Source organism: Streptomyces sp. NPDC048516, from assembly GCF_043199875.1.
Lineage (GTDB): Bacteria > Actinomycetota > Actinomycetes > Streptomycetales > Streptomycetaceae > Streptomyces.
Window position 1 is genome coordinate 140,097 of sequence record NZ_JBICWS010000011.1, and the last position, 22,108, is coordinate 162,204.

The following is a 22,108-nucleotide window of genomic DNA, read 5'->3' on the forward strand; positions in this document are numbered from 1 at the left end:
GCGGCCCCCGCCCCCCCCCCCCCCCCCCCCCCCCGCCGCCCCCCCGGCCGCGCCGGCCCCCCCCCCCCCCGGGGCCCCCCCCCGGGGCCCGGCGGCCGGTGCACACGGATCAGGATGCGGTGGCGGGCCAGGACAGCGGCTCGAGGGGCCGGGTGCGGTGGCGGGACGAAGCCCACCGCGCCGGTCTCACCGTCCGCGGTCGGGCGCTTCCAGATCGTCGTCTTCCAGCTCCTCGTCGAAGACCGCGCTGACGTCGAAGCGGCACACCACCCGCTGGGGGTCTGCCTGATCGAACGGTGCCGACAGCCACTCCCCCGGCTCGGCCGGGTCGTCGGCGGCCGCCACCCACAGGGTGGAGTCGCCCTCCTCCAGGCCGAACTCCTTGTGCCGGGAGGCGATCTCGTCCGGTTCGAACTCCCCGAAGAGCACGCCCAGCGCCGCATGCACGCTGGTACCGACGACCGCGGCGGCGTCGGCGCCGCCGGCCGCCTCGTCGGCCGCGTCCGGATCGAGGTCGGCGATGCGCTGGGCCTGATGCAGCAGCCGCTGCGGTTCGGCGACGGTGTAATCGCGCCGGATCAGCACACTCAGCGCACTCGGCCCTTCCGGGCCCGCGTAGGCGGGCAGGGCGTCACTCCCGGGGATCTCGAAGGGGGTGACCTCGTCGTAGGTGTCGTACAGCAGCTCGTCATAGACCTCTGCCGCCGCGGCGAGCTCGTCGAACGCGGCGTAGACGGCCGGATCGTCCTGCCCCGAGCGGCGTTCGACCGCGTCGAGGTGACGGTCCAGCGCGGCTTTGACCGCCTCGGCGGCGGCACGTACCTCGGCAGCGGAAGGCTGCGCAGCATCAGACATAGTGCAGACGCTATCCGTACCGGGGCCGGTCCCGCACAATAGATGCGATGCCGGAATACGAATTCTGCGATGTGTACGTGCCTCGGGGAGTGTCCCGGAAGGCCGCCACTCGCCTGCTGACCGACCATGCCGAGTACGGACACTGGGAGTTGGACCGACTGCGCCTGAACCCGGACGGGAGCCGCAAGGTGCGGCTGCGCCGCCGGATCATCCGCCAGCTCCGCGCCACATGGTGAGCGCCACCGGCGCCTGAGCACGGCAGAGCGGGCCCCGCTGGGCAGGGCCCGCTCCGTGGAGCGCCGGTGCGCTATCTCGTGCTGCTCACCGACGGGCGGCGCGCGCCTTGCGGTAGATCAAGGCGCCCCCGAGCAGCAGCCCGGCGCTGGCCGGAATCGCATAGCCGACCCCTCCGGCACCCGTCTGCGCGAGGTGACCGACGGGCTTGGGAGGCGTCACGATCTGGCTGTGCCCCCCGGTCTGCGGCTTCGTCCCCGGCGTGTGCGGCGACTGCTGGCTGGGCTTGCCCGGCTGATGGGGCTTGCCCGGGTGGTGCGGCTTACCGGGCTGGTGGGGCTTGCCCGGGTGATGCGGCTTACCGGGCTGGTGCGGCTTGCCCGGGTGGTGCGGCCTGCCCGGAGCCGGCGTCGACCCATTGGCGCAGTGGTTGCCGAAGGCCGGGTTCAGCAGCCCGGCCCCCGAGACATTGTTGCCACAGGCGTTCACCGGTACGTCGACCGGAGCCTGGACACTGTTGCCCGACGCGACACCCGGCGAGTTCGAGGCCCCGCCGGCGGCGTTCGCACCGCCCTGGTGGCCACCCTGGTGTCCGCCGACGTGCCGGCCGCCGCCGACGTTGGCGCAGTGGTTGCCGAACGCGGGGTTCAGCAGCCCGACGACATTGGCGGTGTTGCCGCAGGCATTCACCGGTACGTGCACCGGTACCTGAACGTTGTTGCCGGATCCCACGCCGGGCGAGTTCGCCGCGCCTCCGGCGGCTCCCGCGTCGGCCTGTGCATAGCCGGCGGCCATGGCGAGTACGCCACTGGCGGCCGCCATGGTGATCAGGCCCTTTCGTGCGACCTGTCTCATAGGTTGTTCCCCTGCCTAGTGCCTTACAGGAATACGGGCAAGTGAGGATCCTCGGAAAGATCCACCGGCCCGCCGAATACCCAGCGGCTCCGGAATGCATGGTGCGCCTTCCGGAGCCGGACCGAGTCAGCCCCTTACCGGGTGCAAATACAACGCCAAAGGACGCCAGAAGGTCACTTGTTGACGCAGCCCGCGCCGAACGCGGGGTTCAGCAGCCCGATCACGGAGACCGTGTTGCCGCAGGCGTTCACCGGAACGTGTACCGGCACCTGGACGGTGTTGCCGGAGACCACACCAGGAGAGTTCAGGGCAGCACCCTGGGCACCCGAGTCAGCGACGGCCAGGCCCGCACCGGCGAGCACGACACCACCGGCCACTGCCGCAGCGGCGACGACCTTCTTGATCATTATTCCTCCTTGTAGGCAATACGATCCCAGCCGCGGACCGCACTCACTGCAACGAGAAAAATGCTGTTGAAGCTACGAACACATCGGCGCATTCACCCTTTTCAGCGAAGCCGGCGCGAAAGGCAGGTAATCCGCGCCGAATTCAGCTCTGGTCGATGAACCGGTCGAGCACCCGCACCCCGAACTTCAGTCCGTCCACCGGCACTCGCTCGTCCACACCGTGGAACATCCCTGCGAAGTCCAGCTCGGGCGGCAGTTTGAGCGGGGCGAAGCCGAATCCGCGGATCCCCAGATCGTCGAAGGACTTGGCGTCCGTACCGGCGGAGAGCATGTACGGCACGGCGCGCGCGATCGGGTCCTCGGCCTGCAGCGCCGACTGCATCGCCTCGACCAGCGCACCGTCGAAGGTGGTCTCCAGCGCCTTGTCCGCGTGCACGTCCTCCCGCTTCACCCGCGGGCCCAGGATCCGGTCCAGGTCGGCCAGGAACTCCTCCTCGTGGCCCGGCAGGAAACGGCCGTCGACATGAGCGGTGGCCTGCCCCGGGATGACGTTGACCTTGTAGCCGGCGCCCAGCTGCGTCGGGTTGGCGGTGTTCTTGAGCGAGGCCCCGATCAGCTTGGCGATACCACCGAGCTTGGCCAGCGTGGCGTCCATGTTCTCGGGGTCGAGCTCGGTGCCCAGTGCGTCCCCGAGCTGGTCGAGGAAGGAGCGCAGCGTCTTGGTCACGCGCACGGGGAACTCGTGCCGGCCCAACCTGCCGACCGCCTCGGACAGTTCGGTGATCGCATTGTCCTTGTGGATCATCGAACCGTGACCGGCGTTGCCGTCCACCGTCAGCTTCATCCAGTGCATGCCCTTCTGGGCCGTCTCGATGAGGTAGAGCCGCACCCGCTCGTTGACGGTGAAGGAGAAGCCGCCGACCTCGCTGATCGCTTCCGTGACGCCCTCGAAGAGATGCGGGTGGTGGTCGACGAGCCAGCGCGCGCCGTAGGTGCCGCCCGCCTCCTCGTCCGCGAGGAACGCCAGCACGATGTCCCGCGGCGGCTTGCGCCCGGTGCGCAGCCGGTCACGGACGACGGCCAGCGTCATCGCGTCCATGTCCTTCATGTCGACCGCGCCCCGGCCCCAGACGCAGCCGTCGGCGATCTCCCCGGAGAACGGGTGGTGGGTCCAGTCGTCGGCGTTGGCCGGCACCACGTCGGTGTGCCCGTGGATGAGCAGCCCGGGCCGCGAGCGGTCCTCGCCCTCGATCCGGGCGACGGTCGAGGCGCGGCCCTTGTGGGACTCGAAGATCTGCGGCTCCAGGCCGACCTCGGCAAGCTTCTCCGCGACGTATTCGGCGGCGACCCGCTCCCCCGGCCCCGAGTGATCGCCGTAGTTGCTGGTGTCCATCCTGATCAGATCCCGGCACAGGTCGACGACCTCGTCCTCACCGGTCACCGTACGGCCCGACTGCGACCCGCTCATGCCGCCCCCTCGCTTCGCCCGGCCCCGCATTCGCGGGGCACGCACCTCTCCATGGTTCGCTCGCGGAGCTCGCTCATGCCGCCCCCTCGCTTCGCTCGGCCCCGCATTCGCGGGGCTCGCACCTCTCCATGGTTCGCTCGCGGAGCTCGCTCACAGTGCCTCCTCTGGCTTCACGGCCGCGTCGCGCACCCCGGGGAGCACGGCCCACGGCGGGGTCCACTGCCATCCTCCACCCGTCGCCCGCTGTGCCCAAGGCCGCAATACTCCCGACATGCCCTGGTCACAGCCCAGCTTCCGGCCGAATGCAGGGGTGATCGACCACCCTCGAACGTTTGCTATTGTTTTCCTCGTCGGAACGGCCCAGGCCGCACCGGCAGACACCTTGTCCGGGTGGCGGAATGGCAGACGCGCTAGCTTGAGGTGCTAGTGCCCTTTATCGGGCGTGGGGGTTCAAGTCCCCCCTCGGACACTGACGGAGCGGGCGGCATCGCGATGGCGATGCCGCCCGTTCGGTGTTTCCGGGGCAGCGATGCGGGTGGCCGCGACGACCAGCCGGGGTCGGCGTCGAGGCGACCAGGTGGCCGGTGGAGCACCGGTAGCCCTTCGACTGCTCGGCGGTGGTGTGGTCGCGGGTGGGGGCCAGGGTGCCGCCCACGATCAGCACGGTGTCCATACGGAACCGCTGGCGGGGCGGGAGCGCGAGCGTCGGGCACCTCGCGAACGGATGCCCCGTGCGCGGCGGCCGCAGTCACCCCTTCGTGCCGCGGGCCGATCCGCAGGGCGAGAGGCGGGTATTCCCGGAGCTCCTGTGGAGCGGGTGCGGCCCCGGAGGCGTGAAGCGGAGCGGGGCAATCCAATTCCCCTTTTCCCGGCCCGGTATCCGTCTCGGCAAAAGGGAATGCGTCCTAAGATCGCCGGAACTCGACCGGATTCCAGCACGGCTGCCCAGAAGGGTTGATCAGTAGGGGCGCGCATGCTTGACTGGTGAATGAGCAGCCACTCGGGGCCCTCTGTTACCGCCTTGAGCCGGGCGGATATAAGCCTGCGGCATTGATGACTCGATGCGAGCGTTGATACCGGCCGGTTCAGCGGGGATTTCGGGTGCCATGATTCCGGCACTCCGTGGACGGCACGGTGAAGTATCGGGGAATGATGCGGGAGTTGGCGACAGGAGATGCCCTGAGAGACCTCGGGACACGCGCACAGGTTGCGGTTCGAGCCAGGTACAGGAACCATGCACACGCCACTTGACCTGGGAGTTCAGCAGCTCGGGGAATCGGCAATGCATCATATGCCGCTGCGTTAGACCCAAATCATCTCCCCCATCGAGACGTGCGCTCCCTTTTCGATCACCTTGGCCCGTGACGAGGAGAGCAGACCGTTCCGCCTCAATTCATCGGTTCACGGCTTTCAGCAGAACAGAGGAAACGTGAATGGGATATTTCCGTCTGCTTGTCGTCGGGAATGGAATATCGGCGTACGGCAGTTACCTGAATTTGGTGGCCCTGAACGTCTTCATCTACGACGTCACGGGCAGCGCGTTAGCCGCGGGACTCTTCATGGCCGTACGCCTGGCGACCAGCTTCGCGTCGGGCTTTGTGAGCGGCCGGCTCGTCGCGGCTTACGACCGCAAGCGCCTGATGGTCGGCGCCGACCTCTGCCAGGCCATCTCGCTGCTGACCCTGCTGCTCGCCCCTGAGGGGACGCGCGCCACGCTGCTCTACTTCCTCGCCGTGGTCACCGGCGGTTGCTCGACGCTCTCACAAGTGGCTCTGCGCAGCAGCATTCCGGAGATCGTCGGCAGCGAGCACCGGGCACGCGCCAACGGTCTGTTGGTCGTCGGCCGGTCGCTGGCCATGATCGTCGGTTTCGCCTCGTCGGGCGTGGTGGTGGCGCGGTACGGCTACTCCACGGCGTTCGCGCTGGACGCCGTGACCTTCGTGATCTCTGCGACGATCATGTTCCTGCTGCCCGTACAGACCAGGGCAAAGGCGCCGGCAGCAGCCACCGAAGGCGGTGCGGAGCATGCCTCTCCCGCCACGGCGTGGACTGTCCGGATACTGCTGCGGACGGCCCCGCTGCTGATGGTGATGATCGCAGTACGAGCGGTGGACGGGCTGGGCTCCTCTTCCCACAACATTGCCTTACCCCTCTATTCCCACGGCCTGGACCCCGGCCATCCGGCCACCTTCATCAGCCAGTTCTGGGCCACCTGGGCGATCGGCAACATCGTGGCTCAGCAACTGTTCGGCCGGGTCGCCAAGAGGACCGGCCGGACGCCGGGCGAGCAGGCGTTCGCGCTCGGGGCATGTGTGATGTCGGCGGGCTTCATCGTGGTGTTCTGCGGGCTTCCCACCGTGCCGGCCATCACCGCCGCGCTCATCGCGGGGGCCGCCGACGGATTCACCGAGACCGTGTACGTCACGAGGCTGCAAGCCGCCCCTGACGAGCAGCGCGGTCGCCTCTTCGGGCTCTCCGCCTCGGCCGAGAACGCCGGCTTCGGTCTGGGGATGCTCGTCAGCGGGGCGCTGCTGGAGACCTTCTCGCCGCTGCAGGTGGTGGCGTCCTTCCACGGCCTTGCCATCGTCCTGTGCGCGGTCCTGCTCCTGGTGAGCACGCGACGGGCCGGCCCGGCCGCCCGGCGCACGGAGGAACCGGTCAGCCCGGACCTGCCGGCAGCGGCGGAGGGACGCAGCCGATGACGATACGCAACCCCGACCCTCGCATGGCAGTCATCGGCATGGCCTTCCGGCTGCCCGGCGCCGGCACTCCCGAGGAGTTCTGGCGCATCATCCGCGACGGCACGGACCGCATCACCCGGTTCACGGAAGAAGAGCTGGCTGCCGCCGGTATTCCCGCTGAGCAGTACCGGGCGGCGGATTTCGTCGGCGCGTCCGGTGTGGTGGATGACATCGCCGGATTCGACGCCGCGCACTTCGGGATGAGCGCGCGCGAGGCCCAGCTCACCGACCCTCAGCAGCGCATGTTCCTGGAGTGCGCCCAGCACGCCCTGGAGAACGCCGGATACCCGGACGAGCGGGACGGCCACCGTGTGGGTGTCTACGCCAGTACGGGCTACCACCTGTACGGCCTGCAGAACTACCTGCTCAACAACGTGCTGCCCGGCAAGCCCGTCGGTGACTGGATGGCGGGGATGCAGATCACGATCGGCAACTACAGCGATTTCACGGCCACTCGCGTCGCCTACCGGCTCGGTCTCACCGGACCGGCCCTCAACGTGCAGAGCGGGTGTTCGAGTTCCCTGGCCGGAGTGCAACTCGCCGCTCAGTCGCTGCTCATGGGCGACTGCGACATAGCCCTCGCCGGCGCGGCCGCCGTCCATGCGCCGCAAGTACTCGGTTATCGCTACGTCAAGGGCTCGATTCTCTCCAGGTCCGGTTACCTGCGGCCCTTCGACGCCGACGCGGACGGGACGGTCGGCGGTACGGGGGTGGTGGCCGTCGTGCTGAAACGGCTGGCGCGGGCCGTCGCCGATGGCGACACCATCCATGGCGTCATCCGCGGCTGGGGCATCGGCAACGACGGTGCCGGCAAGAAGGCGTTCCCCGCCCCCAGCGCCCAGGGCCAGCGCACCTCCATTCGCCAGGCGCTGGAGCGTGCGGGTGTCGGCGCGGAGACCATGGGCTACCTGGAGACCCACGGCACCGGCACACACAAGGGTGACCCGATCGAATTCGACGGCGCCACCACCGCGTACCGCGAGGACACCGACCGCACCGGCTACTGCGCCCTCGGCTCGGCCAAGGCCAACATCGGCCATCTCGACGCGGCCTCCGGAGTGGCCGGACTGATCAAGACCCTCCTGGTCCTGAAGCACGGCGTCATCCCGCCGATGGCGAACTTCAGCAAGCCCAACCCCGCCCTCGGTCTGGACCGCAGCCCGTTCTACATTCCCCGGACCGCCCGACCGTGGCCGGAGAGCGACACCCCGCGCCGTGCGGGCCTCTCCTCCCTCGGTGTCGGCGGCACCAACGTCCACCTCGTCCTCGAACAGGCCCCCGAGCCCACGCCACGGTCCGGCACCGCCGCTGCGCCGGACGTACTCCTGGTCTCGGGGAGCACCAAGCAGGCCCTGGCCGCCAACGCCGGCGCCTTGCGCGACCGCCTGCGGCAGGAGCCCGGCACACCCCTGGCGGACCTCGTCACCACCACCGCCCTCGGCCGCGTCCACGGCCGGCACCGGCTCGCTGCCCGGGGCGCGACCCCGGTCGCTCTCGCCGACGCCCTCGACGCATGGCTGACCGGCACCCACCCGGCAGCGGTGACGACGGGAACGCCACTGCCACAAGGCTCCGCCCGCGTTGCCTTCCAGTTCGCCGGGCAGGCCGGCCCCTACCCCGGCATGGCCACCGCTCTGTACGAGCGCTTTCCCACCGTACGCAGCGTGCTCGACACCGGTGAGCGCCGTTACCGCGACCTCACCGGCGGCTCCCTGTTCACCGGGCTGCTCGGGAACGGCTCGCCAACGGGCGGGCTGTGGCACACCGACACCGCGCAGCCTGCCCTGTTCGCGCTGCAGTGCGCCCTCGTCCAGCTGTGGCGCGACGCCGGTATCGCTCCGGATTTCGTGGCCGGGCACAGCGTCGGCGAGTACGCGGCGCTCTACGCGGCCGGAGCCCTGTCGCTCGATGACGGTCTTCGCGTCACCGCCATGCGCGGCCGGCTGATGCAGCAGCGCTGTTTGCCCGGTGCGATGACCGCGGTAGCGCTCGACCGGGAGGCTGCCCATGCCCTGGCTGCCGAGGTGCCGGGCCTGGAGCTGTCCGTGACGAACGGGGAGCGGGCAAGGGTGCTCGCCGGGCCCGCCACGGCCGTGGACCGGCTGGACGCCCTGCTCGACGAGCGCGGCATACCGGGCGAGCGGCTGCCCGTGGCGCGCGCCTTCCACACGGCCTTGATGGAGCCCATGCTGGAAGAATTCCGGACGGTCCTCGGCGAGGTGGCCTTCCGGCCGCTGCGCATCCCGTTCGTCAGCGGGCTCGACGGCATGACACGCCCGCCCGGGTGGGCCCCGGACGCCGAATACCTCATCCGGCACACCCGTGAGCCGGTCCGCTTCGACAAGGCACTGCGCGAGATCGGTCGGCACCAGCCCGACGTGCTGCTGGAGATCGGACCGCACACCACCCTCAGCGGCCTGGCACGCCGGGCGCTGCCGAGCGTGCGGTCGTTGCCGTCCATGCGGCGTGGCACCGCGCTAGGCGCGCTCTGGGGCGCGGCGGCCGAGTTGCACTGCGCGGGAGCGGACATCAACTGGCGTGCGCTCCTGGCGGGCTGCGGGGGCCGGAGGATACCGCTGCCCGGATACCGATTCCAGCACAAAGCCCACTGGACAGAGCCGGAGTTGCCGGTCCTGCCCGCCGGAACACCACCGACATATGGAGCCGCAGTGGCACAGCACGAGGCAGTGATCGAGCGCATACGCCGAAGCATCACCGAGTCGACGGCGCGGCACCTCAGCCATGATCCATCGGCCATCACCAGCGAGACCTCCTTCTTCGCCCTCGGCGCTGACTCCTTGCAGATGATCAGCGTGCTGCGCGAACTGGAGCAGGAGCACCAGGTCAAGGTGACGATGCGAGAGCTGTTCGAGGAGACGGGCACGCCGGGCCTGCTGGCGAAGCTCATCGCCGACCGGCTTCCTGGAGCGAAGACGGCGGCGCCGGAGCCCGTGGCGGAGCGGGCCTGGGATCCGGAGCCCGTGACGGAGCGGACCTGGGAGCCGGAGCCCGTGGCGGAGCGGGCCTGGGATCCGGAGCCCGCCGACCGGCGCTCCCCCGCCGTGCAGGAGCCGGTGGCCCCCCACGCCCTGTCCGCTCCGGAGCCCGCGCCCGTCGCCACCGCTGGCGGGTACGCCACTCGCCAGGAGCTGGAAGACCTCGCCCACAAGCTTCACCAGATATCGCAAATACAGCTGCAGATGATGTCCCAGCTCTCCCAGTTGCTCGCGCTCCAGGCTGCTTCGGCGACGCTCGGGGTCAACGGCAAGGCAGCCGAGTGACCGGGCTGAACGGCGTCCGTGCCGCCCTTGACCAGGACCTGGCGGCCATGGCCGAACTCTCGCGGCGCATCGCCGAGCAGATGGGCGCCGGGGCACCCGCCGTGGAGCGACCTGCTGAGCCGCACCGCATGCACGGCCCCCGGGTGACCGTCCCGCGTGCCTCCGGCATGATCCAGGACACCTCCCCGCGTTCCCAGCAGCAGCATCTGGACGACCTCGTACGCCGCTACACCGCCAGGACCCCGACATCGAAAGGGATCGCGCAGCGCTACCGCCGTGTTCTGGCCGACAGCCGTGCCGTCGTCGGCTTCCGCAGCAGCACCAAGGAAATGCTCTACCCCCTTGCGAGCCGCCGGGCGAGCGGGGCGCGGCTGGAGGACGTCGACGGCAACGAGTACGTCGACATCACCATGGGCTTCGGCGTGCTGCTCTTCGGCCACGAGCCGGCCTTCGTCAGCGAGGCTGTCCGTGAGCACCTGTCGCGGGGCATCCAGCTCGGCCCCCGCAACACCGAGACAGGTGAGGCGGCCGAGTTACTGGCCGAGCTGACCGGCCTGGAGCGGGTGGCATTCGCCAACTCCGGTACGGAAGCCAACTCCGCAGCCATCCGCCTGGCCCGCGCGGCCACGGGCCGAGGCAAGATCGTCACCTTCCTGGGCGCGTATCACGGCCATGCCGACAACGTCCTCGGCCGTCCCTCGGGCACAGGGACGGAGCGGGCCACCATGCCCGTCTCCCGCGGTATCCCGCACAGTGCTGTCTCCGATCTGCTGGTGCTCGATTACGGCAGCGACGCAGCCCTGGAGGCGATCGAGCAGCAGGCCGCGGAGATCGCCGTGGTGGTGGTGGAGCCGGTGCAGAGCAGACACCCCTCTTTGCAGCCCGCCGAGTTCGTGCGCAAGCTGCGCGAGCTGACCCGCCGCCACGGCATCGTGCTGATGTTCGACGAGATGCTGACCGGCTTCCGCCCGGCGCCGCGCGGGGCGCAGGAGCTGTACGGCGTCAGCCCGGACCTCGCCACCTACGGAAAGCTGCTCGGCGGCGGCTTCCCCATCGGAGCCATCGCGGGCCGCGCCGACATCATGAACGGCGTCGACGGCGGCTACTGGACGTACGGCGACGGCAGTTACCCGCCCGCTGACACCACTTTCTTCGGCGGTACGTACCTCCAGCACCCGGTCTCGATGGTCGCCGCGCGCGCCGTGCTCACACACCTCAAAGAGCACAGCCCGCGCCTGCAGGAACAGCTCAACGCGCGTACCGCCGAACTGGCCGCCACGCTCAACGGCTTCTTCGAGGCCGAGGAGTTCCCCCTGCGGATGAGCCACTTCGGCTCCCAGTTCCGTTTCGAGCACCACGCCGACATGGAGCTCCTCTACCACCACCTGATGCTGCGCGGTGTGCATGTCTGGGAGTGGCGCAACTTCTTCCTGTCCACCGCCCACTCGGACGGCGATATCGAGTTCATCGCGGATGCCGTGCGGGGCTCGCTGCGCGAGCTGCGGTCGGCGGGCTTCTTCCCGAGCAGCCGGCCCACGGCCCCGAAGACGGTGGTTCCGAAGGCAGTGGTTCCGAAGGCAGTGGTTCCGAAGGCAGTGGTTCCGAAGGCAGTGGTTCCGAAGGCAGTGGTTCCGAAGGCAGTGGTTCCGAGGGCAGTGGTTCCGAGGGCAGTGGCACCGGAGCCGGCCGCACCCACAGCGGCATCCGCCGCGGCGGCCGCCATGCCCCGGAACACCGCTGCGGCCACCGCACCCCGCCCGTCCCCCGCGAGCGGGCCCGCTCCCCGCACCCCCGACTTCAGCGTCTACTTCTTCGGCGACTACCCACAGGACGCCGCCACGCCCCGGCACGGCAAGTACGAACTCCTCATGGAGACGGCCCGCTTCGCCGACCGGCACGGCTTCCACGCGCTGTGGATGCCCGAGCGCCACTTTCACTCCTTCGGCGGCCTCTTCCCCAACCCGGCGGTGCTCGCCGCCGCGCTGTCCCGTGAGACCGAGCGCATCCGGCTCAACGCCGGCTCCGTGGTGCTGCCGCTCCACGACCCGATCCGGGTGGCGGAGGAGTGGTCGATGGTCGACAACCTCTCCGGCGGGCGTATCGGCATCGGCGTTGCCAGCGGCTGGAACGCCCAGGACTTCGTCTTCTTCCCCGACCGCTTCGGCCGGCACAAGGAGGTGATGTACGAACAGGTGGAGCGGGTGCGGGACTTCTGGCGCGGTGCGGCGCTACGGCGCACCACCGGTGACGGCGAGGGCGAGGTGCGGCTCTTCCCCCGGCCCGTGCAGGACGTCCCGCCCATGTACACCGCGGTGGTCGGCAACCCGGAGTCGTACGAGCGCGCCGCCCGCCACGACCTGGGCATCGTCACCAACCTGATGACGCAGAGCGTCGAACAGCTCCAGGAGAACATCACCCGCTACCGCCGCGCCCGCGCCCGGCACGGCCTGGATCCGGACGCCGGCCGGGTGGCCGTCCTGCTGCACACCTACCTCGCGGCAGACCACGGCACCGCGCGGACCGGGGCGTACGAACCGCTGTCCCGCTACATGCGCGCGTCCCTGTCACTGTTCAGCGGCGTCACCAACAGCCTCGGGCACAGCGTCGACCTCGCCGCCCTCAGCGAGGACGACCTGGAAACGGTGTTCCGCCGCGCGTACGGCCGCTACTGCGACCAGCGGGCCCTGATCGGTACGGTGGACAGCGTCGGCCCGGTGGTGGACGCGGTGACCACGGCGGGCGCCGACGAGATCGTCACACTGGTCGACTTCGGTGTCGCGCCGGACGCGCTACGCGCGGGCCTCCCCCACATCGCCGCGTTGCGCCGTCGCTACCTGGAGAACCCGAAGAAGCCCGCTGCCCGGGCAGCCTCCACGCCGACCGCTGCCGCCGCCGGGCCGGCCGCCCCCGCACCCGTGCCTGGTGACGCGCCTGGTGACACTCCTGGTGACGCGCCGCTCTCGCCGGGCCAGGAGCGGATCTGGTTCCTGGAGCGGCTGCTCCCGGGGCGTACCGCCTACAACGAGGTCAAGGCGATCCGCTTCGAGGGCCCGCTCGACGTGCCTGCTCTGCGCGCGGCTCTGCACGGCCTCATCGCCCGCCACGAGGGGCTGCGCACCGTCTTCCGGGAGACGGGAGGTGAGCCGCGGCAGGTGGTGCGGGCATCGGCCCGGCCGGACTTCGAGGTCGTGGACGGCACCAGCGGTCCAAAGGCCGCGGTCCAGGAGGTCCTGGCGGCGGAGAGCGCCCGTCGTTTCGATCTGGCGGCCGGTCCGCTGTTCGTCAGCCGTCTGATCAGAGTCGCTGACGAGGAGCACGTCCTCGTCCTCTCCCTCCACCACATCGTGGTCGACGCGGCCTCCGCCACCGTCCTGGCCCGCGACCTGTCCGCCCTTTACCGCGCCGAACTCGACGGGACTTCCCCCGGTCTGCCGACGATGGCCTGGAGCTACGCCGATCACGCAAGCGAGCAGGCGGCGTCCGCGGACAGCCCCAAGGCCGCCGAGGACCTGGGCTACTGGCTCCATGCGCTCGGCGGTGAGCTGCCCGTATTGGACCTGCCCACCGACCGGCCGCGCCCCGCAACGATGACATCCAACGGCCGGGCGGTCTTCCGCACCCTCGATCCCGGACTCTCCCGGCAGCTACGGGAACTGAGCCGTCAGCACCGGAGCACCCTGTTCATGACCCTGCTCGCCGGGTACGCGGCGATGCTGCACCGGGTCACCGGTCAGGAGGACATCGTCATCGGCGTGCCGGTCTCCGACCGGCCTCAGCGGGCCGAGGACCTGCTCGGATTCTTCGTCAACACCCTTGCGCTGCGCTTCGACCTGTCCGGCGATCCTGGGTTCGGCGGGCTGCTGGACCGTGTGCGTACCGTCGCTCTCGACGCCTACGACCACGCCGGCGTGGCGTTCGAGACGGTGGTCCGCGAGCTCGCCCTGCCACGGGTGGTGGACCGTACTCCGGTGTTCCAGGTGCTCGCCGAGTTCCAGCGCAGCGAACCGTTCCGCTTCGAGCTGCCCGGCATCGCGGCCACGCCCCTGGACGCCGGTCCGGACAAGGCCCTGACGGATCTCACCCTTTACTTCACCGACCAGCCCCAGGGCATCCGCTGCCACCTGGAGTACAACACCGACCTGTTCGATCCGGACACCGTCGAGCGGTTCTTCACCACCTTCCGGGACCTGCTCGCGGCGGCGGTCGACACCCCCGAGGCACCGCTGTCCCGGCTTGCCGCAGCGGCCGCCTGCGGGGAGCCCGTACCGGAGTCCTGGCAGCGCGGCCCCTCCCGTACGTCGCCGGACACCGCTGTGCACGAGCTGGTGGCCCGGCAGGCGGCCGCGGTCCCGGGCCGCACGGCGGTCATCAGCGGCGACACCGTGCTGACCTACCGTGAACTGGACGAGCGCGCCGAGCAGTTGGCCGCCGTGCTCCAGGAGCAGCACGCGCAGGGCAGCACCGGTGACGTGGTGGCCCTGTGGCTGCCACGCTCCGCCGATCTCGTCGTAGCCATGCTCGCGGTACTCAAGTCGGGCCGCGCATACGTGCCGCTCGACCCCTCCCTCGGCCGGGCGCGCGCCCAGCAGGTGATCGCCGAGTCCGGGGCCCGGATCGTGGTGTCCACGCGAGCCGAGGCGGCCGCACTGGCGCTGCCCGGCGGACTGACCACCGTGGCACCCGACGCCACTTCGCGCCGGCCCCGTGACGCCGCGGCCACCACGGACCGCGAGTCCCTGTGCTGCGTCCTCTATACCTCCGGCAGCACCGGCACACCCAAGGGCGTCGCGGTGCCACACCGCAGCATCGTCGACCTGTGCCGGTGGCACCACCGGCGCTTCGCCTTCACCACAGCCGACCGCAGCGCCGTCGTCTGCAGCCAGAGCTTTGACGCCTCGATCCTGGAGATCTGGCCGGCACTGACCGCGGGCGCCTCGGTCACGATCGCCGACGAGGCGGTCCGCAAGGACCCGCTCGCCCTCTCCCGGTGGTACGCCGGGCAGGGCGTCACCTTCTCCATCCTGCCCACGGCGCTGGGCGAAGCGGTGCTGCAGCTACCGCCCGGCAACCAGCCGCCACTGCGCCAGCTGCTGCTCGGTGGTGACGTGTTGCGCACCCGCCCACGGCCCGAGGCACCGTACGAGACGGTGAACGTGTACGGGCCCACCGAGGTCACGGTGCTGTGCACGGTGGAGACCGTGGCCCCTCAGGGCTCTCCCCCGGCTGACGGGGCGATCGCCATCGGCCGCCCGGTCGACAATGTGCGCCTGCGCGTCGTCGACGAGTCGGGGAGCCCGGTGCCGGTCGGGACCGTGGGGGAGTTGTTCGTCGGCGGCCCGGGTGTGACCCTCGGCTACCTGCACCGGCCCGGATCCACCGAAGAGCGCTTCCTGCCGGACCCGGAGGGTGGCCCGGCCGCCCGCCTGTACCGCACGGGCGACCTGGTGCGCTGGACGACGGAGGGAAAGCTCGAGTTCCGCGGCCGGACCGACGACCAGGTGAAGATCCGCGGTTTCCGGATCGAGCCGGAGGAAGTCTCCCGCGTACTCAACAGCCTGGACGGCGTGCGCGAGGCGGCCGTGCTGACCCGCCGCAACGAACGGGACGAGGCCTATCTCGCCGCCTACGCCGTCCCCGCCGACCCGGTCGGCGAAGCCGCCGACGACCGGCAGGCGTTCGCCGACCTCATGGCCGACGAACTGGCGGCCCGGCTGCCCGAGTATTTCGTGCCGCGCGCCTGGCGAGTCCTCACCGGGCTGCCCCTGACGGGCAACGGCAAGCTGGACCGCTCGAAGCTGTCGCCGCCCGACCTCGTCGCCGCGGCACCGCAACGGGAGCGACGTGCCACCGGTGAGGAGGCGGAAGCCGGCCCCGGCACAGGCAACGGGCCCGGCCCCCGCACCACCATCGAGCGGCGGGTACGGGAGCTCTGGGCAGCCGAGTTCGCCCTCGACGCCGACGGCCTCGGGGCAGACGCCTCGTTCTTCGACCTGGGCGGCCACTCGATCACCGTGATGCGGCTGGTCAACCGGGTCCGGGAGGAATTCGGCACCGAGTACCCCATGGTGCGGTTCTACCAGGAGCCGACGCTGCGGGCCATGACGTCCTATCTCACCGGGGAAGCAGGAGAAGCCGGACCGCCCCGAGCCGACCACGGGACCGCCGTCGAACGCCGGGCGCCCGCTACCGAGCAGCAGGCGCGCTTCGCCTCGGTTCACGCCCGTCACCCTCTTCCGCAAGTCTTCAACGTCGCCATGCGGATCACCTTCTCCGGGGCCCTGGACGTGGCGGCGCTGCGCACCGCACTGACCCGGCTCACAGAACGGCACGAGGGCCTGCGGACCCGCCTTGCCAAGGACGGCGAAGGCTGGCGGCAGGAGGTGCTGCGTCCCCGGCCGGTGGACCTCCCCGTCGAGGACCTCACCGCCCGGCCTCCGCAGGAGCGGGATGCCGCCTCGGAACGCGCCGGTGCCGAGGCCGTGGAGACGCCCCTCGACCCCACCGACGGAATTCCGCTGGCCCTTCGCCTGCTGCACACCGGTGAGAAGACCTGGGTGCTGCTGTTCGTCCTGCACCACGCCCTGTGCGACGGGTGGTCCGTCAGCCTGCTGCTGAAAGAACTGGCCGCGCTCTACACCGCGGCCATGACGGATATCCCCCACACCCTGACACCCGTGCCCTATCAGCCCATCCCGTACGCGCGGTGGCAGCGCGACCACGCCGACGCAGCCGCCGACGAGCGGAAACTGGAGTTCTGGCTGCGCCAGTTGGACGGCGTGCCCTTCGGAGTCGACCTGCCGCTCGACCGGCCACGCTCGGCGACCGCGAGCGGGCAGGGCGGGATGGTGATGTTCACCGTGCCGGCCGAGGTGCGTTGCGCCGTGGAGCAGCTGGCCAGGCAGCGGCGCACGACCCCGTTCGTGGTCACCGCAGCGGCCCTGGGCCGGATGCTGTCGCGGAAGTCCGGGCAGCCGGACGTCCTGTTCAACATTTCCTACGCCAACCGTGAGCGCCGCGACTTCGAGTCGCTCGTGGCCTGTACGACCACGGGGTTCGCGCTGCGGGTGCGCAAGGGCGCGGCCGGTCCCTTCGCTGCCCTGACGGACCAGGTCGCCCGTACCACGGTGGAGTGCATCGATCAGGTCATGCCGGTACGCCGGATCGCCCCGGTGATGCGGGAGCGAAAGGGCATCCCTATGCCGGACCAGCTGGCCGTCGGCTTCGCCTACCAGAGCTCGCTGGATACCGGCATCGAGCTACCGGGGCTGACCACGACCGTCGAGGATCTTGCCCCGGCCGCATCCCGGACAGACCTCACCCTCGCGCTCGTGCCCACCGGGGACGTACTCGCGGGTTTCATGGAGTACTCGGCCGACCTGTGGGACCGCGCGACCATCGAGGGGTGGGCCCGTGACTACGTCGAGCTCCTGCGGAAGGAGGTTCGGCAAGCGCAGGGCGGCTGAAGGACCGGGGTCGGGGTCCACCGGGCCCCGGCCCTCGTGAATGCCCTGGTCACGGCCGGGGGGCGGCCCGCAGTCCGCGGCCCGCTGCCCGGATCTGCCGCAGACCCCGAGCGGGCGGGCCCGCGCCGGCCCGGGCCCGCTTTGCGTTGCCGGTCCTGCTGGGGTTCTCTTGCCCCGTGAGACGCAGATCCCCGGCCCCTCCCGCCCCGCTCCCCCAGCGCGACGGTATCGATCCCGTACGGGTGCGGCTGCCCGCCGATCCGGACGGGGTGTGGGGCACGGTCCGGGAGCATCTGGTGCACCGGTTCCAGGGGGCGATCGGGGCGCAGCGGGTGGACGCGATGCTGGGCGCGGGACGGTTCGTCGGGACCGGCGGTGCGCTGAGCGGGACGGAACCGTACGAGCCCGGGCGGTATGTCTGGTTCCACCGGGACTTCGCGCCGGAGGTGCCGGTGCCGTTCGAGGTGCGGATCGTCCACCGTGACGAGCGCATCGTGATCGCCGACAAACCGCACTTCCTCGCCACGACGCCGCGCGGGCGGCACATCACCGAGACCGCGCTGGCCCGGCTGCGGCGCGAGCTGGAGCTGCCCGCGCTGCAGCCCGCGCACCGGCTCGACCGGCTCACGGCGGGCCTGGCGCTGTTCGTCGTACGGCCCGGGGACCGGGGCGCGTACCAGGGCCTGTTCGGCGGGCGCCGGGTGCGCAAGGAGTACGAGGCGGTCGCGCCGTACGACGAGGCGGTGGCGCTGCCGGTGACCGTCCGCAGCCGGATCGTGAAGGAGCGCGGGGTGATGGCCGCGCGCGAGGAAGCCGGTGCGGCCAATGCGGAGAGCCGGATCGAACTGGTGGAGCGGCGGGGCGGGCTGGGCCGGTACCGGCTGCTGCCCGCCACCGGCCGTACCCATCAGCTGCGGGTCCATATGAACCGCCTCGGGCTGCCGATCCTGCACGATCCGGTCTATCCGGTGGTCGGGGACCCGGACCCGGACGACTTCAGTGCGCCGCTCCAACTCCTGGCGAAGGTACTGGAGTTCACCGATCCGGTGGACGGCAGGACGCGGCGGTTCGAGAGCGGGCGGCGGCTGGCGGCGTGGGACCCGGCCCCCGTCCCGCGGGACGGGCCGCGGGACGGGCCGCGGGACGGGGGCCGCCGACGCGGGTGACGGGGCGGGGGATGTCTCCCCCGCCCCGTTCCGTTCCGCGCCGTTCGGACCGTTCCGTCTACAGCGGTGCGATGTCGGTCAGTTCACCGTCCTCCAGTGCGAGCCGGCGCGTGATGCCGATGTCCCGGAGGAACGTCGGATCGTGGCTGACGACGAGGAGCGCGCCCTCATAGGAATCCAGGGCCGTGACCAGCCGGCGGACCGACGCGAGGTCGAGGTTGTTGGTCGGCTCGTCGAGCATCAGCAACTGCGGGGCCGGCTCGGCCAGCATCAGCGCGGCGAGCGAGGCGCGGAAGCGTTCGCCGCCGGAGAGCGTGCCCGCCTGCTGATCGGCCCGTGCGCCCTTGAACAGGAAGCGGGCGAGCCGGGCCCGGATGCGGTTGTTGGTGGCGTCCGGGGCGAAGCGGGCGACGTTCTCGGCCACGGTCAGCGCGGGGTCGAGGACGTCCAGCCGCTGCGGCAGGAAACGGAAGGGGACATGGGTCTGCGCGGCACCCTCCTGCGGTGGGATCTCCCCGGCGAGGGTCCGCAGCAGGGTGGTCTTGCCGGAGCCGTTGCGGCCGGTCAGCGCGATGCGTTCGGGGCCCCGTACCTCCAGCTCGGCACGGGCGCCGAAACGGGTGCGCAGGGCGTTCAGGGTGAGCACCGTGCGACCCGGCGGCACAGCGGTGTGCGGCAGGTCGATACGGATCTCGTCGTCGTCCCTGACCGCCTCGGCCGCCTCGTCCAGGCGCTCCCTGGCCTCCTTGAGGCGATCGGTGTGCAGGATGCGGTGCTTGCCCGCGGATACCTGGGCCTCCCTCTTGCGCTCGTTCATGACGATCTTCGGTTCGCGCTTGTTGGCGTTCATCTTGTTGCCGTAGCGCACTCGGCGCGCCAATTTGACCTGGGCGTCGGCCAGTTCGCGTTTCTGGCGCTGGACGTCGGCCTCGGCGGCCCGCACCGTCCGTTCGGCCGCTTCCTGTTCGACGGCCAGGGCGTGTTCGTAGGCGCTGTAGTTGCCGCCGTACCAGTGGATCTCCCCGTCGCGGAGGTCGGCGATCCGGTCGACGAGTTCGAGGAGTTCACGGTCGTGGCTGACCACGACGAGCACGCCCGACCAGCCGGTGACCGCGTCGTACAGCCGCTGCCGGGCCGGTCCGTCGAGGTTGTTGGTGGGCTCGTCGAGCAGCAGGACGTCCGGGCGGCGCAGCAGCAGGGCCGCCAGCCGCAGCAGGACCCCCTCGCCGCCGGACACCTCGCCGATGGTGCGGTCGAGGTCGAGGCCGCGCAGCCCGAGCTGGTCGAGGGTGGCGCGGGCGCGTTCCTCGACGTCCCAGTCGTCGCCGATGACGGTGAAGTGCTCCTCGCTCGGGTCGCCGCCCTCGATGGCGTGCAGGGCGGCGCGCGCGGCGGCGATGCCGAGCGCTTCGTCCACCCGCAGGTGCGTGTCCAGCGAGGCGTGCTGCGGGAGGTAGCCGACCTCGCCGGCCACCTTGACGCTGCCGGCGGTCGGGGGAAGTTCGCCCGCGATCAGCTTCAACAGGGTGGACTTTCCGGCCCCGTTGGAACCGATGAGGCCCGTACGGCCGGGACCTACGGCCAGCTGGAGGCTTTCGAGGACGGGGCTGCCGTCGGGCCAGCTGAAGCCGAGGCCGGTGCAGACGATGGCCGCGGACGACGCGGCGGTGGGTGGCATGGACACAGGGGTCTCCTGGGCGCGAAGAGGGTGTGGGGAATGCGCTGGGAGACACCGCACCATCGGCGCGTCATCAAAACGCCGGGGTGCGTCGGGTACGCCGTACGTACGCCGAGGTCGCGGACGGGCCGCGCGAGGCATGAACCGCCGCTCCGGATACCCGAAGCGCAGGGCGGATCACCGTCGCGGGCGCGGTGTCTCAGGACCTCAGACGAGCAACGGCCTTCTCCGATCGGCGGCAATGGGACCGGGACTGACGATACGGGGGACGCCGCCGAAACGCAAACGCTATTTCCGTTGCGTTTGTGGTGGCCGGTTGCGTGGGGGGTTGCGTCCGCTTCCCGCCGTGCGTGCGGCGTCCCCGGGCCCTCGCCCTCGCCCTCACCCTCGGGGTGTCCCCCTACTCCCCCGCTCCGTCGCGCGGGCGCAGGCGCACCCGGGCCGGTCCGGTCGCCTGGAGCGTGATCCCGGCGGCGACCGGCACCTCCTGGTCCACGGCTTCGAGTTCGTACGTCCGCAGCAGCACGGCCAGGGCCAGCACGGACTCCAGCATCGAGAAGTGCTGCCCGATGCAGGCGCGCGGCCCGCCGCCGAACGGGAACCAGGCGTAGCGGTGGCGTTCCGCCTCCCGCTCGGGTGCGAAGCGCCGCGGATCGAAGCGTTCCGGGTCCTCCCACAGCTCCGGGCTGCGGTGGGTGACCCAGGGCGCGACGATCACATCGGCACCGGCCGGGATGCGGTATCCGCCGATCTCCGTGGCGGCCACGGCCCGGCGGCTGATGACCGGTGCCGCCGGATACAGCCGCATGGACTCCTTGAGCGCCTGGGTCAGATACGGCAGACGGTCCAGGTCGGCGGCCGTGGGGGTGCGCCCGCCCAGCACCCGGTCGATCTCCTCGCGCACTCTTTGCTGCTCCTCGGGGTGCCGGGCGAGGAGGTGGAGGGTGAAGGCGAGGGAGGTCGCGGTGGTTTCGTGCCCTGCCAGCAGGAAGATCAGGACCTGTTCGCGGACCTCGGTCGCGTCGAGGGAGCCGTCCTCGTCGTTGCCTGCCGCGGCGAGCAGGGACAGCAGGTCATCCCCCTCGCCCCTCACCTCCCTCTCGCCCCTCTCATCCGCCTCGCCCGCCTCGTCCGGCGCCGCCGTGGCCGCCCCGCGCGCCGCCCGCCGGTCCGCGATGATGCGGTCGCACAGGGCGTTCAGCTCGTCGGTGGCGGCCCGGGCCCGCACATTCGCGGGGGTGGGCCACTCCCGCGGGACCTTCACGGGTACGTAGGCACGCCGTACGACATAGGCGTTGATGACCGGGGCGCACCGGTGGAAGGCGTCCTCGGCCGCGGCGGCGTCCAGGCCGAACAGGATCCGGGCGACGGTGCGCAGCGCCAGCCGGTTCATCTCGGGGACCAGGTCGACGGTGTTGCCCCCGGCGGTGCGCCAGCGCTCGGCGAGGGTGCCGGCCTCGGTCGTGATCGCCGCGGCGTAGCTGTCGACCCGGCGCTTGGTGAACAGCGGCTGCACCAGCCGCCGCTGCCTGAGGTAGTCGGAGTCCTGGCTGGTGAGCAGGCCGTTGCCGAAGGCCTGGCGGACCTCCTCGTAGAGCGGGTGATCCTTACGGAAGTTGGCGGCCTTGGAGGCGAGGATCTGCTGCACACCCTCGGGCGCGAAGACCGCATGGAACACACTGCGCAGACCGGGCGGGCCGGCCGCCAGCCGCACCACATCGCCGTGCGTACGCCGCGCGTTGAGGAACGTGGTGAGGGAGTCGCGCCGCAGTTCGAGCATCGAGCCGAGCACGGGGAGACCGGCCGGGCCGGGGATCTCGCTCTCCGGTGCGGGGCCGGGGTACGGGCCGGGGCGGGGGTGGGGCTGGGAGTCGGTGTGGGGCATGCCGGATATCTGTCCAGCGGACCGGGGTTCCTACCCCGTCCAGCCCTCCCGCATCGGGGGCGTGGTGCCGGCCCG

Annotated in this window: 11 protein-coding genes, 1 tRNA gene and 1 pseudogene; 6 read left to right on the forward strand and 7 right to left on the reverse strand. The window is 71.0% G+C overall.

Annotation, left to right across the window (positions count from 1 at the left end):
- Positions 1-186: 186 nt before the first annotated feature.
- Positions 187-855, reverse strand: coding sequence for a hypothetical protein (locus tag ACGFR7_RS22685; protein ID WP_393322074.1), 669 nt, complete (start codon positions 853-855; stop codon positions 187-189).
- Between the two features lie 47 nt (positions 856-902).
- On the opposite strand from ACGFR7_RS22685, the gene ACGFR7_RS22690 reads away from it, so the two are divergent.
- Positions 903-1,091: a DUF5703 family protein gene (locus ACGFR7_RS22690; RefSeq protein ID WP_006607658.1), complete on the forward strand. Its 189-nt coding sequence runs from the start codon at positions 903-905 to the stop codon at positions 1,089-1,091.
- A gap of 85 nt (positions 1,092-1,176) precedes the next feature.
- On the opposite strand, the gene ACGFR7_RS22695 is transcribed toward ACGFR7_RS22690, so the two are convergent.
- The 3 genes from ACGFR7_RS22695 to ACGFR7_RS22705 all read right to left on the reverse strand — a co-directional run bounded on the left by ACGFR7_RS22695 (position 1,177) and on the right by ACGFR7_RS22705 (position 3,819).
- Positions 1,177-1,944, reverse strand: coding sequence for a chaplin family protein (locus ACGFR7_RS22695; protein WP_393322077.1), 768 nt, complete (start codon positions 1,942-1,944; stop codon positions 1,177-1,179).
- Positions 1,945-2,117: 173 nt separating this feature from the next.
- Positions 2,118-2,351 (reverse strand): chaplin, encoded by a 234-nt coding sequence (locus ACGFR7_RS22700; protein ID WP_393322080.1) that lies wholly within the window; start codon positions 2,349-2,351, stop codon positions 2,118-2,120.
- 142 nt (positions 2,352-2,493) lie between these two features.
- A complete protein-coding gene (locus ACGFR7_RS22705; protein WP_393322083.1) occupies positions 2,494-3,819 on the reverse strand; it encodes a M20/M25/M40 family metallo-hydrolase in 1,326 nt (441 codons plus the stop codon).
- A 384-nt stretch (positions 3,820-4,203) separates the two neighbouring features.
- Here ACGFR7_RS22705 and ACGFR7_RS22710 point away from each other — a divergent pair.
- Positions 4,204-4,288 (forward strand) — tRNA-Leu (locus ACGFR7_RS22710).
- Between the two features lie 102 nt (positions 4,289-4,390).
- Here ACGFR7_RS22710 and ACGFR7_RS22715 read toward each other — a convergent pair.
- Positions 4,391-4,528 (reverse strand): annotated as a pseudogene (locus ACGFR7_RS22715) (IS5/IS1182 family transposase); the annotation flags it as partial.
- Between the two features lie 724 nt (positions 4,529-5,252).
- On the opposite strand from ACGFR7_RS22715, the gene ACGFR7_RS22720 reads away from it, so the two are divergent.
- From ACGFR7_RS22720 to ACGFR7_RS22735, 4 genes are all read left to right on the forward strand, one after another.
- Positions 5,253-6,521, forward strand: coding sequence for an MFS transporter (locus ACGFR7_RS22720; protein ID WP_393322086.1), 1,269 nt, complete (start codon positions 5,253-5,255; stop codon positions 6,519-6,521).
- Positions 6,518-9,841: a type I polyketide synthase gene (locus ACGFR7_RS22725; RefSeq protein ID WP_393322089.1), complete on the forward strand. Its 3,324-nt coding sequence runs from the start codon at positions 6,518-6,520 to the stop codon at positions 9,839-9,841. Before ACGFR7_RS22720 ends, ACGFR7_RS22725 begins: the two co-directional genes overlap by 4 nt.
- On the forward strand, positions 9,838-17,304 hold the full coding sequence (locus tag ACGFR7_RS22730; RefSeq protein WP_393322092.1) for a MupA/Atu3671 family FMN-dependent luciferase-like monooxygenase: 7,467 nt from the start codon (positions 9,838-9,840) through the stop codon (positions 17,302-17,304). The genes ACGFR7_RS22725 and ACGFR7_RS22730 overlap by 4 nt, the downstream gene beginning before the upstream one ends.
- A 176-nt stretch (positions 17,305-17,480) precedes the next feature.
- Positions 17,481-18,470 (forward strand): pseudouridine synthase, encoded by a 990-nt coding sequence (locus ACGFR7_RS22735; RefSeq protein ID WP_393322095.1) that lies wholly within the window; start codon positions 17,481-17,483, stop codon positions 18,468-18,470.
- A gap of 58 nt (positions 18,471-18,528) precedes the next feature.
- Here the strand turns inward: ACGFR7_RS22735 and ACGFR7_RS22740 are convergent, their stop codons facing one another.
- The gene (locus ACGFR7_RS22740; RefSeq protein ID WP_393322400.1) at positions 18,529-20,148 is read right to left on the reverse strand and encodes an ABC-F family ATP-binding cassette domain-containing protein; all 1,620 of its coding nucleotides are present in this window, start codon (positions 20,146-20,148) and stop codon (positions 18,529-18,531) included.
- Positions 20,149-20,548: 400 nt separating this feature from the next.
- On the reverse strand, positions 20,549-22,033 hold the full coding sequence (locus tag ACGFR7_RS22745) for a cytochrome P450 (RefSeq protein ID WP_393322098.1): 1,485 nt from the start codon (positions 22,031-22,033) through the stop codon (positions 20,549-20,551).
- Between the last annotated feature and the right edge of the window lie 75 nt (positions 22,034-22,108).

Excerpts from the sequence above, each read along its gene's own strand:
- ACGFR7_RS22690 (WP_006607658.1), top strand. The coding sequence starts at position 903 with ATGCCGGAATACGAATTCTGCGATGTGTACGTGCCTCGGGGAGTGTCC.
- ACGFR7_RS22745 (WP_393322098.1), bottom strand. The coding sequence starts at position 22,033 with ATGCCCCACACCGACTCCCAGCCCCACCCCCGCCCCGGCCCGTACCCC.
- ACGFR7_RS22700 (WP_393322080.1), bottom strand. The coding sequence starts at position 2,351 with ATGATCAAGAAGGTCGTCGCCGCTGCGGCAGTGGCCGGTGGTGTCGTG.
- ACGFR7_RS22725 (WP_393322089.1), top strand. The coding sequence starts at position 6,518 with ATGACGATACGCAACCCCGACCCTCGCATGGCAGTCATCGGCATGGCC.
- ACGFR7_RS22685 (WP_393322074.1), bottom strand. The coding sequence starts at position 855 with ATGTCTGATGCTGCGCAGCCTTCCGCTGCCGAGGTACGTGCCGCCGCC.
- ACGFR7_RS22705 (WP_393322083.1), bottom strand. The coding sequence starts at position 3,819 with ATGAGCGGGTCGCAGTCGGGCCGTACGGTGACCGGTGAGGACGAGGTC.
- ACGFR7_RS22695 (WP_393322077.1), bottom strand. The coding sequence starts at position 1,944 with ATGAGACAGGTCGCACGAAAGGGCCTGATCACCATGGCGGCCGCCAGT.
- ACGFR7_RS22740 (WP_393322400.1), bottom strand. The coding sequence starts at position 20,148 with ATGCCACCCACCGCCGCGTCGTCCGCGGCCATCGTCTGCACCGGCCTC.
- ACGFR7_RS22720 (WP_393322086.1), top strand. The coding sequence starts at position 5,253 with ATGGGATATTTCCGTCTGCTTGTCGTCGGGAATGGAATATCGGCGTAC.